The organism is Cupriavidus sp. PB-02 (assembly GCF_058252315.1).
On record NZ_CM177695.1, the window covers coordinates 262304 to 276679 of the forward strand.

At 65.5% G+C, this 14376-nt stretch carries 14 protein-coding genes; 12 read left to right on the plus strand and 2 right to left on the minus strand.

Features of this window, described 5'->3' with window-relative positions; all coding sequences use genetic code 11:
* Positions 1-192: 192 nt before the first annotated feature.
* The 12 genes from flgB to flgL all read left to right on the plus strand — a co-directional run bounded on the left by flgB (position 193) and on the right by flgL (position 12575).
* The gene (gene flgB / locus AC10V3_RS21885) at positions 193-600 is read left to right on the plus strand and encodes a flagellar basal body rod protein FlgB (protein WP_022537476.1); all 408 of its coding nucleotides are present in this window, start codon (positions 193-195) and stop codon (positions 598-600) included.
* A 23-nt stretch (positions 601-623) separates the two neighbouring features.
* The gene (flgC, locus tag AC10V3_RS21890; RefSeq protein WP_022537477.1) at positions 624-1031 is read left to right on the plus strand and encodes a flagellar basal body rod protein FlgC; all 408 of its coding nucleotides are present in this window, start codon (positions 624-626) and stop codon (positions 1029-1031) included.
* Between the two features lie 61 nt (positions 1032-1092).
* Positions 1093-1758 carry a flagellar hook assembly protein FlgD gene (gene flgD, locus AC10V3_RS21895; protein WP_022537478.1) on the plus strand — a complete coding sequence of 222 codons (666 nt, stop codon included), beginning with the start codon at positions 1093-1095 and terminating at the stop codon, positions 1756-1758.
* A gap of 68 nt (positions 1759-1826) precedes the next feature.
* On the plus strand, positions 1827-3077 hold the full coding sequence (flgE, locus tag AC10V3_RS21900; protein WP_490924015.1) for a flagellar hook protein FlgE: 1251 nt from the start codon (positions 1827-1829) through the stop codon (positions 3075-3077).
* A gap of 26 nt (positions 3078-3103) precedes the next feature.
* Positions 3104-3847, plus strand: a complete 744-nt coding sequence (gene flgF, locus AC10V3_RS21905; protein ID WP_022537480.1) for a flagellar basal-body rod protein FlgF — start codon at positions 3104-3106, stop codon at positions 3845-3847.
* Positions 3848-3914: 67 nt separating this feature from the next.
* Positions 3915-4700 carry a flagellar basal-body rod protein FlgG gene (gene flgG / locus AC10V3_RS21910; protein WP_022537481.1) on the plus strand — a complete coding sequence of 262 codons (786 nt, stop codon included), beginning with the start codon at positions 3915-3917 and terminating at the stop codon, positions 4698-4700.
* An 11-nt stretch (positions 4701-4711) separates the two neighbouring features.
* Positions 4712-5410, plus strand: a complete 699-nt coding sequence (flgH, locus tag AC10V3_RS21915) for a flagellar basal body L-ring protein FlgH (RefSeq protein ID WP_022537482.1) — start codon at positions 4712-4714, stop codon at positions 5408-5410.
* Positions 5411-5417: 7 nt separating this feature from the next.
* Positions 5418-6563 carry a flagellar basal body P-ring protein FlgI gene (locus tag AC10V3_RS21920; RefSeq protein WP_022537483.1) on the plus strand — a complete coding sequence of 382 codons (1146 nt, stop codon included), beginning with the start codon at positions 5418-5420 and terminating at the stop codon, positions 6561-6563.
* A 1-nt stretch (position 6564) separates the two neighbouring features.
* Positions 6565-7605, plus strand: a complete 1041-nt coding sequence (flgJ, locus tag AC10V3_RS21925) for a flagellar assembly peptidoglycan hydrolase FlgJ (protein WP_022537484.1) — start codon at positions 6565-6567, stop codon at positions 7603-7605.
* A 154-nt stretch (positions 7606-7759) separates the two neighbouring features.
* A complete protein-coding gene (locus AC10V3_RS21930; protein ID WP_022535542.1) occupies positions 7760-9151 on the plus strand; it encodes an IS4 family transposase in 1392 nt (463 codons plus the stop codon).
* A gap of 237 nt (positions 9152-9388) precedes the next feature.
* A complete protein-coding gene (gene flgK / locus AC10V3_RS21935; protein ID WP_022537486.1) occupies positions 9389-11311 on the plus strand; it encodes a flagellar hook-associated protein FlgK in 1923 nt (640 codons plus the stop codon).
* A 37-nt stretch (positions 11312-11348) separates the two neighbouring features.
* Positions 11349-12575 carry a flagellar hook-associated protein FlgL gene (flgL, locus tag AC10V3_RS21940; RefSeq protein ID WP_022537487.1) on the plus strand — a complete coding sequence of 409 codons (1227 nt, stop codon included), beginning with the start codon at positions 11349-11351 and terminating at the stop codon, positions 12573-12575.
* A 308-nt stretch (positions 12576-12883) separates the two neighbouring features.
* On the opposite strand, the gene AC10V3_RS21945 is transcribed toward flgL, so the two are convergent.
* Both AC10V3_RS21945 and AC10V3_RS21950 read right to left on the minus strand, forming a co-directional pair.
* Positions 12884-13369, minus strand: a complete 486-nt coding sequence (locus tag AC10V3_RS21945; protein ID WP_022537488.1) for a hypothetical protein — start codon at positions 13367-13369, stop codon at positions 12884-12886.
* Between the two features lie 305 nt (positions 13370-13674).
* Positions 13675-14202, minus strand: a complete 528-nt coding sequence (locus tag AC10V3_RS21950; RefSeq protein WP_022537489.1) for a DUF3455 domain-containing protein — start codon at positions 14200-14202, stop codon at positions 13675-13677.
* Positions 14203-14376: the final 174 nt, after the last annotated feature.

Here is a 14376-nt window from a genome sequence, read left to right on the forward strand (position 1 = left end):
CATCAGTCATCGGGTTCCGATTGTAGGCAGCCCCTCGCGCGAGGGCGGGCCGAAATGCACGGATTTCCCGTCCTTATTCATCCGATTGGCGTGACAAGGCCCCGCCTAAGATGGCAACCCTGAAGAAGGTCGTCCCTTCGCTATTCGCTAGTTTGGTGTTCGCTTACGTTCCGTAAGCAGGGAGATGCCAGGATGATTGACAGACTCGACGCAGCGCTACGCTTCCAGCAGGAAGCGCTGAGCCTGCGCAACCAGCGGCAGTCGGTGATTGCCTCCAACATCGCGCACGCGGACACGCCCGGCTACAAGGCGCGCGACTTCGATTTCTCGAGCACGCTGGCGCAGAGCGTCGAACGCGGTCATCGCAACGAAGGGATGTCGCTGTCGACCACCTCGGTGCGCCACCTGCCCGCGCAGGCGCCGGGCCGCGAAGCGTTCGACCTGGCCTACCGCATCCCGCTGCAGTCCAGCGCGGACGGCAACACCGTGGAAATGGATACCGAGCGCGTGGCCTTCGCCGACAACGCCGTGCACTTCGAGTCCGGCCTGACGGTGATGAACTCCAGGATCAAGACCATGCTGGCCGCCATCCAACAATAAATCGAGCAGTCAGGAGAGAGCGCATGCCGGCAATGAACATCTTCGACGTCGCGGGTTCGGCCATGGCCGCGCAGTCGCAGCGCATGAACGTGACCGCGTCCAACCTGGCCAACGCCGACAGCGTGGTCAGCCCAGACGGGCAGGCCTACCGTGCCAAGCAGGTCGTGTTCGGCATGGCGCCGACACCCGGCCAGACCGACGTGGGCGGCGTGCAGGTAGCCGGCGTCACCGAAGACCCGTCGCCGCCCCGCATGGTGCACAACCCTACGCACCCGATGGCCAACGCCCAGGGCTACGTGGTGATGCCCAACGTCAACCCGGTGGAAGAGATGGTCAACATGATCTCGGCCTCGCGCTCCTACCAGGCTAACGTCGAAGTGCTCAACACCGCCAAGAACATGATGCTCAAGACGCTGACGATCGGCCAGTGACGAGCCTCTCCATCCGATTGCCTCCAACAGATCGTACAGAACGCAAGGGCCGGACCGCCACATGACAACCACCTCCTCGGTCAGCAGCAACACCCAGGGCATCAATGACGCCCTCAAGAGCGGGAGCGCCAGCGCTTCCGAGCTGCAGGAAAATTTCCTGAAGATGCTCGTCACGCAGATGAACAATCAGGATCCGCTCAACCCGATGGACAACTCGCAGCTGACCTCGCAGCTGGCGCAGATCAGCACGGTGAGCAGCATGCAGACCATGAACGCCACGCTGTCGCAGCTGCTGGCACAGGTCAGCGCCAGCCGCGCGATGGACTCCGCCGCGCTGATCGGCCACACCGTGATGGTGCCGGGCAAGCAGGTTTCGGTCGAGGGCGGCGTGCCGGGCAAGATCGGCGTGGACCTGCCGTCGACCGCCGAATCGGTCACCGTCGACGTGCTGGACAAGGATGGCAACGTGGTGCGCACCATCGACATGAAGGGCCAGACCGCGGGCGTGCACGACATCCCCTGGGACGGCAAGAACAATGCGGGCGTGGCCGTGGCCGACGGCGACTACACCTTCAAGGTCACCGCCACCGCCAACGGCGCCTCGGTGCAGCCGGTGGCACTGGTCTACGGCAAGGTGCAGAGCATCAGCGGCGACTCGACCGGCGTGCTGGTCAATCTCGGCGATGGCCAGACCGCCAACGTCGACGACGTGCGCCGCATTCTCTAATCGCAGGCGCCGGTCGCGCGCGAGCGCGGGGCCGGCTTCAACGACAGCTAAGTCAAAGGAAGGTTTCCATGGGTTTCGGTCAAGGGGTAAGCGGCCTGAACGCCGCCGCGTCCAATCTGGATGTGATTGGCAACAACATCGCCAACGCGAACACGGTTGGCTACAAGCAGTCCACCGCGCAGTTCGCCGACGTCTACGCCGGCAGCAAGATCGGCCTGGGCGTGCGCGTGAACTCGGTGGTGCAGTCGTTCAACCAGGGCAATATCGAGGCCTCCGGCCGCTCGCTGGACGTCGCCATCACCAACGGCAACGGCTTCTTCCGCATGACCAGCCCGGACGGCGCGATCTATTACTCGCGCAACGGCCAGTTCCAGCGCCAGGACGACGGCCGCATCACCAACATGCAGGGCCTGCAGGTCACCGGCTACCCGGCGGGCGTGACCGCCGGCGCCGGCGTGCAGCCCCAGCCGCTGGTGATCAGCAACGCGCAGATGGCGCCGCAGGCCACCAGCACCATCACGGCCAAGTTCCAGCTGGATTCGCGCAGCACGGTGCCGGCCACGCCCTTTGCCAGCGCGCCGGGCACGCCGCCGACCACCAGCATGTTCAACTACAGCACGGCGATCAACGTCTATGACTCGCTGGGCAACAAGCAGCAGCTGACGGCGTACTTCGCCAAGGTCGCGGACGCACCCCCGCCCGCGGTCCCGCCGCACCCGACGGTTCCCGGTGGCACCGACTGGAACATGTACGTGACCGATGCCAACGGCAATATGGTCGGTGGCGCGCCGTTCACGATGGCGTTCGACAACGCCGGCGCACTGCAAGCGCCCGCGGCCGGCGCCATCACGCTGACGCAGCCGGCCGCCGGTGGCGCGCAACCGATGGCCATGAAGCTGGACCTGACCGGCACTACGCAGTTCGGCGCCGACAACGACGTCAAGCAGCTGGTCCAGAACGGCTACACCTCGGGCAGCCTGCTGGGCTACTCCGTGGATTCGGACGGCACCATCATCGGCAGCTACTCCAACGAGCAGACCCAGAAGCTGGGCCAGATCGTGATGGCCGCGTTCGGCAACGTCGAAGGCCTGAAGCCGGAAGGCGACAACGCCTGGTCCGCTACCGGCTCCTCGGGCCAGGCCCTGCTGGGCGTGGCCGGCGGCAGCATGGGCACGCTGCGCTCGAACGCGGTGGAAGCCTCCAACGTGGACCTGTCCGGCCAGCTGGTCAACCTGATCGTGGCGCAGCGCAACTACCAGGCCAACGCGCAGACCATCAAGGCGCAGGACACGGTCATGCAGACCCTGGTCAACCTGTGATCGCCACGCTGAGCTGAGCCGCCGCCATGGACCGCATGATCTACACCGCCCTGTCGGGCGCCAAGCAGATACTCGACCAGCAAGCGGCGGTATCGAACAACCTGGCCAACGTCTCGACCCCGGCCTTCCGCGCGCAGGTCAACCTGTACCGCGCGGTGCCGGTGGTCGGGCCGGAGGCCGGCACGCGCGCCTTCACGCTGGCGTCGACGCCGGGCGCCGACATGCGCGCCGGCCCGCTGACCTACACCGGCCGCGCGCTCGACGTGGCGCTGCAGGGCAACGGCTGGCTGGTGGTGCAGACGCCCGACGGCGGCGAGGCCTACACCCGCGCCGGCGCGCTGCAGGTGTCGCAGGACGGGCAGGTGCAGACCATCACCGGGCTGCCCGTGATGGGCGATGGCGGTCCGCTGGCGGTGCCGCCGGGCTCGCAGGTGAGCATCGGCACCGATGGCACCATCACCGCGCGCGGCCCGGGCGAAGCCTCGGCAGGTCTCGCGCAAGTGGGCCGGTTGCGCGTGGTCAACCCGCCCAACGAGGCCATCGCGCGCGGCGATGACGGCCTGTTCCGCCTGCGCGCCGGCGCGCAGGCGCTGGAAGCCGATCCCACCGTGCGCGTGATCTCGGGCGCGCTGGAAGGCAGCAACGTCAATCCGACCGAAGCAATGGTCGAGATGATCGCCAATGCCCGCCGCTTCGAGATGCAGATGAAGATGATCCAGGGCGCGGACAGCAACGACCAGCGCGCCAACCAGCTGCTGTCGACCAACTGATGGCCTGACGCAGCGGCCCGGACAAGCGGGCCAGCAAAGCCCTTACAAGACCCCAGCAAGGACCAACATGATCCGCTCTCTCTGGATTGCCAAGACCGGCCTAGATGCGCAGCAGACGCAGATGGACGTGATCTCGAACAACCTGGCCAACGTGTCAACCAACGGCTTCAAGCGCGGCCGCGCGGTGTTCGAGGAACTGATGTACCAGACCATCCGCCAGCCCGGCGCGCTGTCGTCGGACCAGACCACGCTGCCCTCGGGCATGCAGCTGGGCACCGGCGTGCGCCCGGTCGCGACCGAGCGCATCCACACGCAAGGCAACCCGCAGCAGACCGGCAATTCCAAGGACGTGGCCATCATCGGCCAGGGCTTCTTCCAGGTGGCGCTGCCCGACGGCACCACCGCCTACACCCGCGACGGCTCGTTCCAGGTCGACCAGAACGGCCAGCTGGTGACCTCCAGCGGCTTCGTGATCCAGCCCGCCATCACCCTCCCGGCCAATACGCAGACGATAACCGTTGCGCGCGACGGCACGGTGTCGGTGACGCAGCCGGGCTCGAGCGCCAACGTGCAGGTGGGGCAGCTGCAGCTGGCCACCTTCATGAACCCGGCCGGCCTGGAAAGCATGGGCGAGAACCTGTATGTGCAGACCGACGCCTCGGGCGCGCCCAATACCACCGTGCCCGGCCTGAACGGCGCCGGCACGGTCCAGCAGAACTACGTCGAGTCCTCCAACGTCAACGTCGTGGAAGAACTGGTCAGCATGATCCAGACGCAGCGCGCGTACGAGATCAACAGCAAGGCCGTGCAGTCGTCCGACCAGATGCTGCAGCGCCTGGCGCAGCTCGGTTGATTGGAGTGAACATGGCCACCTTGCTTTCCCGCCTGGGCGCGCGTGCGCTGTATTGCCTGGCCGGCGTGGCATTGCTGGCCAGCGGCGGCTGCGCGCTGGTGCCGCGCGAGCCGCTGGTGCAACTGCCCACCAGTGCGCGCGCCGAGCCGCGCCCGATGGGGCCGGCCTCCGGGTCGATCTACCAGTCGTCGTACGCTGGCAATCCGCTGTTCGAGGACCGCCGTCCCCGCAACGTGGGCGATATCCTGACGATCCTGATCACCGAGAACGTCAACGCCAGCAAGAATTCCGGCACCAACGCCAGCCGCACCGGCAGCGGCGCGCTGGCGTTCGACGCGGTGCCGCGCGCGCTCGGCGGGCTGTTCGGTGCGAGCCAGAACGCCAACATGAGCGGCGCCAATTCGATGAAGGCAAGCGGCGGCGCCAGCGCGGCCAATACCTTCAACGGCACCATTACCGTGACGGTGCTGGAAGTGCTGACCAACGGCAACCTGGTGGTCTCGGGCGAGAAGCAGCTCGCCATCAACCAGGGCGCCGAATTCATCCGCTTCTCGGGCGTGGTCAACCCGCGCACGATCACCGGCGACAACGCCGTGCTGTCCACGCAAGTGGCCGATGCGCGCATCGAATACACCGCCAAGGGCGTGATCGACGAAGCGCAGAACATGGGCTGGCTGCAGCGCTTCTTCCTCAATGTTTCTCCGTTCTGACCGCGCCATGTCCGCTTCCATGCTCGCCTATATCCTGTCCCGCCTGCTGCGCGTGAGCGTGGTCAGCCTGGCACTCGGCGTGGCGTTCGGCGCCTTCGCCACCGGCGCCAAGGCCGAGCGCCTGAAGAACCTGGCCACCTTCCAGGGCGTACGCGAGAACCCGCTGGTGGGCTACGGCCTGGTGGTCGGCCTGGACAACACCGGCGACCAGACCATGCAGACGCCGTTCACTACGCAGAGCCTGACCAACATGCTCTCGCAGTTGGGGATCACGCTGCCGGCCGGCAAGAACATGCAGCTCAAGAACGTGGCCGCGGTGATGGTCACGGCTTCGCTGCCGGCCTTTGCGCAGCCCGGCAGCCAGCTTGACGTGGTGGTGTCGTCGATGGGCAATGCCAAGAGCCTGCGCGGCGGCACGCTGCTGATGACGCCGCTCAAGGGCGCCGACGGCCAGGTCTATGCCATCGCGCAAGGGAATATGCTGGTGGGCGGCGCGGGCGCGTCGGCCAACGGCAGCAAGGTGCAGGTCAACCAGCTGGCGGTGGGACGCATCGCCAACGGCGCCATCGTCGAGCGCGCGGTCGCGGCGTTCCAGCCGGACGGCGGCGTGCTCAACCTCGAACTGAAGGACACCGACTTCGGCACCGCCGAGCGAGTGGTCGAAGCCATCAACCGTTCGATGGGCGGCGGTGTCGCCGCGGCGCTGGACGGCCGCGTGGTGCAGGTGCGCGCGCCGGCCTCGGCAGCGGCCCGCGTGGGCTTCCTGGCCCGCATCGAGAATCTCGACGTGACCCCCGCCAAGGCGGCCGCCAAGGTCATCCTGAACGCCCGCACCGGTTCGATCGTGATGAACCAGGCGGTGACGGTGGAAGACTGCGCGGTGGCGCACGGCAGCCTGTCGGTGGTGATCAACACGCAGCCGGTGATTAGCCAGCCCGCGCCATTCAGCGGCGGGCAGACGGTGGTGGCGCCGGTGTCGCAGATCGACATGCGGCAGCAGGGTGGCTCGCTGCAGGTGGTCAAGGCGGGCGCGTCGCTGGCCGCCGTGGTCAAAGGCCTGAACGCGCTGGGCGCGACCCCGGCCGACCTTCAGACCATCCTGGAAGCCATGCGCGCGGCCGGTGCGCTGCGCGCAGAGCTCGAAGTGATCTGACATGAGCACGGCACTACCTCCGCAGGCGGAGCTGACGCAGCGCTTCGCGCTGGATACGCAGGGCTTCGAGGCGCTCAAGCACAGCGCCCGCAATGGCGCGGATGCCAGCACGCTGCGGGCCGCGGCCAGGCAGTTCGAGGCGGTGTTCACGCAGATGGTGCTCAAGAGCATGCGCGACGCCACGCCGCAGGACGGCATCTTCGACAACGAGCAGAGCAAGCTCTACATGTCCATGATGGACCAGCAGCTCGCGCAGCAGATGTCGTCGCGCGGGATTGGGCTGGCCGAGGTGATGGTGCGCCAGCTGGCGCGCGCGGCCGGCACGCCGATGCCGGCCGGCATGAATGCGATGAGCCCGGCCGAGTCGGGCAAGGCCGCGGATGCCGAGATGGCGCGCCTGCTGGACAGCCGCGGCGCCGGTGCCATGCCTTCCGACAACGGAGAACTCGCCGACCTTCCGGCCATCGGCACCATCGTGCCGGGGCAGAACTGGAATCCCATGGCGGGCCTGCGCCAGTACCAGCCGCAGTCCTATGCCGACCGCGGCCAGGGTGAAGACTCGCTTGGCCGGCTCCCGGACGACGCGCCGGCGCATGTCAGCGCCTTCGTGGCTCGCATGGCCGCACCGGCGGAGGCTGCCGCGCGCGCCAGCGGCGTGCCGGCACGGCTGATCGTCGGCCAGGCCGCGCTGGAATCCGGCTGGGGCCAGCGCGAGATCACGCACGCGGACGGCTCCACCACGTTCAACGTCTTCGGCATCAAGGCTGGCGCGAACTGGAAGGGGCGTGTGGCGGAGATCACCACCACGGAATATGTCGACGGCCAGCCGCAGAAGGTGCGGGCCAAGTTCCGGGCCTATGGCTCGTATGACGAAGCCTGTGCCGACTACGCGCGCCTGCTGACCACCAACCCGCGCTATGCGGGGGTGGTGAGCGCGGCATCGGCCGAGGAAGCGGCACATGGGCTGCAACGCGCGGGTTATGCCACGGATCCGGCGTATGGGCACAAGCTGGTGAAGATCATGAAGAAGGTGGCGGTCTGAGGGCTGGGCCATAGCTCCAGCGCCAGCCGTTGCTGACACCGCCTGAACAAGGCCACCCCACTCCCGCCCTGCGGGCTTGCCTTTACCCACATCTCGATAGGAAAGGTTGTAAACCGGATTGGACGGTGTTAACTTCGGGTGAAGTTGACAATCAGTGGTGGCAATTTTGCCTGATACGGAAGATCTGGAAGATTGGGCCAGCGACGAATTCGGTGGCGCTCAGTTGGGCGATGCACGTCGCACGCAGCGCCTTGTGGCATTGGCGCGCGGACTGGCGCAAAAGGCCCATGTTTCGTTCCCGCAGGCCTTGAGTGGTGCCCAACTCAAGGCGGCATATCGCTTCTTTGATAATGAGGCGGTTGACCCGGACGGAATACTGGCGAGCCACGTCGCTCAAACCGTGGGTCGCATGCAGCAGGTGCCTGTCGTCCTGACGGTGCAGGACACCACGGAATTCAATCTGGCAAATTTGCCCGCGACTGAGGGACTTGGTCACGGCACGGGCGGCAATTTGCACGGATTCATGTTGCACAGCGTGCTGGCGGTGACGCCTGAGGGCCTGCCACTGGGCGTGTTGAGCATGAAGACGTGGGTGCGTGCGCCGCAAGCATCGGGCAAGGCCAGGCAGCGCCGGGCGCTGTCCATTCGCGAGAAGGAAAGCGTGAAGTGGCTGGAGGGGCTGGAATGCCTTGAGCCGCTCAAGATGCAGTGTCCGGACACGCACCTTGTTGCCGTCAGCGATCGCGAGGGCGATGTGTATGACGTGTTTCTGGCGCCGCGCCCAGCGGGGGTGGACTGGTTGGTGCGGGCCGCCTGGAATCGGGGCGTGGACCACCCAGAGAAGTATCTGTGGGAGACGGTTGCCGCGGCTCCTGTACTTGGGGAGACCGTACTGCACGTGCCCAGGTCCGGCGCCAGGCAGGCACGTAGTGCCCGACTGGCTTTGCGCTGTGTGCCGGTCCAACTGCGAGCGCCGCGCAGCCGCGGTGCAGAGGGGCTACCGAGTCTCGAAGTGTTTGCCATTCACGCGCTGGAAATCGAGCCGCCCGAAGGCGTTGAGCCGCTCGAATGGATGTTGCTCAGTTCGATGCCCACCCAAACGCTGGAAGATGTGCTCGAACGGCTGAGCTGGTACGCCCGGCGCTGGACCATTGAATCCTGGCATCGTGTCCTGAAAAGTGGCTGCCAGATCGAGGCCCGGCAGTTCGGGACGCTGGAGCGGTTCCTGCGGGCCACGGCGCTGTTCGCCGTGATCGGCTGGCGCATTATGTACGCGACCATGCTGGGCCGGCTCGAAGCCGATATCCCTTGCTCGGTGCTACTGCAATCGCTCGAATGGCGGGCTTTGTACTGCCGCACGCACGGCACCACCAAGCCACCGGAGCAGGCGCCCAAACTCAGCGAAGCTGTCCTTTGGATCGCCAAGCTCGGTGGCTACCTGGGTCGCAAAAACGACGATCCCCCGGGAGCCACCGTCCTGTGGCGCGGCTTCCTCGCCCTGCACGAAATCACCGAAATGTATCGGATCTTCCAGAAAAACGAGTAAGCCGCCGGAAGTTGTGGGTAAAGGCAAGCCCTGCGGGAGAGGGGGGCAAACTTGCAGGGCGCGACGTGATGGCGTCCTGGCCGAGCGCCTGCCACGCGCCGCCGTTTGCAGCTAAGCAAACATGCCCAATCTTCCACTCGCCCCACTAAAGTCCCGCCCCCAACCAGCCGATATCTCCCACATCCACCACCGCCGGCCCACGCCGCGGCAGTCCAACAAAACCAGGGTCATTGCACAATGTCTCTCTTCAGTATTGGTCTTTCCGGCCTGAACACCGCGCAGAACGCGCTGACGACGACCGGCCACAACTTCGCCAACTCGGCGACTGAGGGCTACTCGCGCCAGAACACCATCGTGGCCTCGGCCGGCGGCCAGTACACCAGCCAGGGCTTCTACGGCTACGGCTCCAACACCACCACGGTGATCCGCGTCTATGACGAGTTCCTGACCGGCCAGCTGCGCGGCGCCACCTCGGCCAGCGCATCGCTGGCGGCGTACTCGGACCAGATCGCGCAGATCGACAACTTGCTGGCCGACCAGAAGGGCGGCCTGGCACCGCTGATGCAGAAATTCTTCGCGGCGGTGCAGGCCGTGGCCGACACGCCGGCCGATCCGGCCGCGCGCCAGGGCATGCTCTCGGCCGGCCAGGCACTGGTGGGGCAGGTTCGTTCGGCCAGCAACTACTTCAAGCAGCTGCAGTCCGGTGTCAACGACCAGGTCGGCACCGCGGTCTCGCAGGTCAATGCCTACACCAAGCAGATCGCCAACCTGAACCAGGAAATCACGCGCCTGAAGGCCGCTTCCGGCGGCCAGCCGCCCAACGACCTGCTCGACCAGCGCGACCAGGCCGTGGCCGAGCTGACCAAGCTGGTCGGCGCCAAGGTGGTGGTGCAGGACGGCGGCACCTACAACGTGTTCGTCGGCAACGGCCAGCCGCTGGTGATGGGCAGCGACTCGTACGACCTCAAGGCCGTGCCCTCGGCAGCCGATCCAAACCGCACCGTCGTCGCCTACACCCTGCCCAACGGCAGCGTGTATGAAAGCGAGGCGGGCGCGATCAAGGGCGGCTCGCTGGGCGGCCTGCTGCAGTTCCGCACCGAGACCCTGGATGCTGCGCAGAGCGCGATCGGCCGCCTGTCGCTGGCGATCGGCGAGAGCTTCAACGCGCAGCACAAGCTGGGCATGGACCTGAACGGCGCCGTCGGCACCGACATGTTCAAGCTGGGCACCGCCACCGTGCTGCCCAACGCTAACAACACCGCCATTACCACGGTCGCAACGGCCACGATCAACAACGCCTCGGCGCTGACCACCAGCGACTACTCCCTGCACTTCGACGGCACCAACTACACGCTGACGCGGCTGTCAGACAACAAGCAGGTGGTCACGCCGGTACCGGGGGGCGGCGCGACCTATCCGCTGGCGTTCACCGCCGACGGCTTCTCCGTGCAGATCAACGCGGCGATGGGCACCAACGATTCGTTCACGATCCAGCCCACGCGCAACGCCGCCACTGGCTTCGACATGGCGATTACCGACCCGGCCAAGATCGCCGCGGCCTCGCCGGCACGCGCCGATGCGGCGGCCACCAACAAGGGCAGCGGCACCGCCAGCCTGAGCAATGTCGCCCCGGGCTTTACGCTGCCGGCCGGCAAGATCACCGCCACCTTCGATGGCACCAACTACGTCTTCACCGACGCCGGCGGTGCGCCGCTGGTGCCGGCGCCGGTCGGCGTGCCCAACGGCAGCAATACCGACTACACCATCAATGGCCTGACGTTCAGCTTCGGCGGCGCGCCCAAGGCGGGCGACTCGTTCACGCTGGGCAGCAATGCCGGCGGGGTGAAGGACAACGGCAACATGCTGACGCTGGCCAAGCTGCAGAACGCCAAGACCATCGGCGGCGTGTCCAGCTTCAGCGAAGCCTATGCGCAGCTGGTCAACGACGTCGGCACGCGGGCCAAGTCGGTCAAGATCGCCTCGGCCTCGCAGGACAGCATCACCACCCAGATCAAGACCGCGCAGCAGTCGGTGTCCGGCGTCAATATGGACGAGGAAACCGTGTCGATGCTGCGCTTCCAGCAGCTGTACCAGGCCAACGCGCGGGTCATCCAGACCGCCAGCTCGCTGTTCGACACCATCATCGGCATCGGCGTCTGAATCGTTCAAGCCCTACGGATTCGAGAGGTAAATCACCATGCGCGTTGCAAGCTCCACCCTGTACCAGCAAGGCCTGGCGTCGATGAACTACCAGCAGGGCTCGCTGCTGCATATCCAGCAGCAGCTCGGCACCGGCCGCCGCATCCTCACGCCCTCCGACGACCCGGTCGGCGCCACGCGCGCGCTGGGCGTTAGCCAGGCGCAGGCCGTCAACGGCCAGTACGCCACCTCGCGCAACCAGGCCAATATCGCCCTGAGCGCAGAGGAGAACGCGCTGCAGTCGGTCACCACCATCACGCAGAATATCCAGACGCTGCTGGTGCAGGCCGGCAACGGCACCATGAGCGACAGCGACCGTGCCTCGGTGGCAACCTCGCTCGAAGGCCTGTACAACCAGCTGCTCGGCCTGGCCAACTCCGACGACGGCAACGGGCAGTACCTGTTCGGCGGCACCCGCTCCGGCAATGCGCCGTTCACGCAGAGCACTGGTGCCGGCAACTACATCGGCGACACCGGCCAGCAACTGTTGCAGGTCGACGTGGCCCGCCAGATGCCGGCCGGCAACAACGGCCGCGAGGTCTTCATGAGCGTGACTGGCGGCGCCGGCTACGTGGTCAAGGGCAACAGCGCCAATACCGGCAGCGCCAGCTTTGGCACGGTATCCACCACCGATCCGAGCAATGCGCTGTACGGCCATTCGCTGCAGGTCACCTTCCAGGCCAACGCCGCCGGCCAGATGGAATACAGCGTCACCGACCTGTCAGTGCCGGCTCCGCCGCCAGTGGTGGCGGGCCCTCTCGCCTACAACTCGCCGGCACATATCGAAGTGGGCGGTGTCAGCTTCAACGTCACAGGCGATCCCAAGAACGGCGACACCCTGACCATGCAGCCCGCCAGCGAGGCCGGCACCGACATGTTCGCCAACCTGCAGACCGTGATCGACACGCTGCGCCAGCCCAACTCCACCGCCAGCAGCCAGGCCAACCTCAACAACGTGCTGGCCACCGCCACGCGCCAGTTCTCCAACTCGCTCGACAATGTGCTGACGGTGCGTTCGTCGGTGGGCTCGCGCATGCAGGAGCTGGATGCGCTGGATGATGTGGGGACCAACCGCGACCTGACATATTCGCAGACGCTATCTGGTATCCAGGACCTGGACTATGCGGCGGCGATTACCGAGTACTACCAGCGGCAGATGGCGCTGCAGGGGGCGCAGCAGTCGTTTATGCAGATTCAGGGGATGAATTTATTTAAGTTTCTGTAGGTTGCGGCTTATCTCATAGCCGGCAACCGTTGTGCCGGAGTATTAAAGGTTGAGAAGCAACCTATTAAAGGTTGAGAGGGGAGGCCAAAATCGCCCGGAAACCCGCGCCGCGTATGGGCTTCTCAACCTTTAGGCACATTTTGGAAGTCGACTGATACGGCTTCGAAATGTGGCTTCCGCTTACCTTCTCGACCCTTGCGCCGTCATTACGGACGCGCTCCCGTCGGACGAGTCGAGAGGTAGCCAAACCTCAATTCGTCTTTTTTCAATATATACCACCATCGGACCCACGCGGCAAAAAGGTGAGGTCAGTCGCCACGGCGGGTGTGGATCTGCATGAGCAGATTCGCGACTGACTGATTCGCATGGGCAGTGCGTTCTATCTCGGTGGAGTAGCCATATAGCCGGTTCAGTGCCAGCGCGATTGCGCACGACCTCGAATACCCGCCTTCACAGTGCACGACGATAGTTGTCACCTGCGCCGGTAGCTCCTGCACGAACTCCCGAATCGCTTCTGCATGCTCCGGCCGGAAGGCATATGCGAGCTTCTCCTTGGCCCTAGCCGAAAGGTCCGGGTTCATGAAGTCTACGTCCGCGAAACTTTGCCGTAGGACGCGCTCGAAACCACCTAGGCTAGCCGGTGGCCTTCCAGGCGCAGTCACGGAGATGACTGCAACCGACCCCAATCGCGGCAGCCTCTCCGCCACATCCCTCGACACAGCCAACACCTGGCGTGTACCGTCCTTCGGCGGGCGGTACAGCTTGTCGATGGCATCCTTCAGTTGAAGCGGCACGCTTCCCTCCTAGCCATCTGCTTTTGCCTGCAGCAGCACGCCGAGCCGTCGGATGAGCCAATCTAGTTCGTCCTCTGAACACCAGCCCTTCTGAGCCTCCCAAGCCCATGCGTTGACGATATCCGCGCCGCCTAGCCGGGCGCGGGTTTCTCGTCTTTATTGAAAGGATGCGATTCTGAACGTAGCGACAGTGCCCTGGTTGATTCAATACTACGGGACTTGCGGTGTCACCAAACTGTACAACCAGCAGGCCACTGCCAGCGGGCAGCACCTAACCGGCACGGCACCTGCCAGCCTCACCTTGCCTATTCCAGGAAGACGTAGTCCGACCGATACGGCATGCGATTCTCCTGTCCCTCCTGGGTGCAGGCCTGAGGGAGGGCCTGTCCGCCTTGCGTATTCAGCCGTTGCACGTAACGCGTCCTCGCAAGCAGGCCAGCCCCGCCGGTGCTCGTTGCCTGCAACAACAAGAGTGGAATGCTGTCCGGCTCCTGCGCATTGGGCGTCTGTCGCAGCACCTTGCCGGTCACCTTGCTGCCGTCAGGCGCTTCCCAGGTCGGCCCAGAGTAGTGTTTGACGACGAGTTGTCCGGTGTCGTCCTTCAGGGTTGCTTCCGGGGCCGAAAAGGTCCATAGCAACCGGCCGTCGCTCGCGCGCTTGCACTGATAAATCTGTACACCGGATGCGTGCAGCACCGCGATCGTTCCACGCGCGTCGGCGGGTTGGAGTTCGGGCGGAGCCGATAGCCTCGGTGTGGTACACGAAACGAGCAAGCCTGCCACGCAGAGAACAGTGAGATTCGCTTTGCGAAAATGCCGAGAACTTTGCGACATCTGGCCTCCTTACCTGAGCCCATGGGAGGATAGTACTTCCCGAGCCACGTTGCCAGTTGCGCCCGCGCGGCTCCGGACGGTGCCGGCCAGCAGGGCGGACACCATCGGCGAACGAGTCCCGGCACCCACTTGCAAAAATCCGGCGGGTTGCTTTTCAGAATAGCGGCGGCGGTG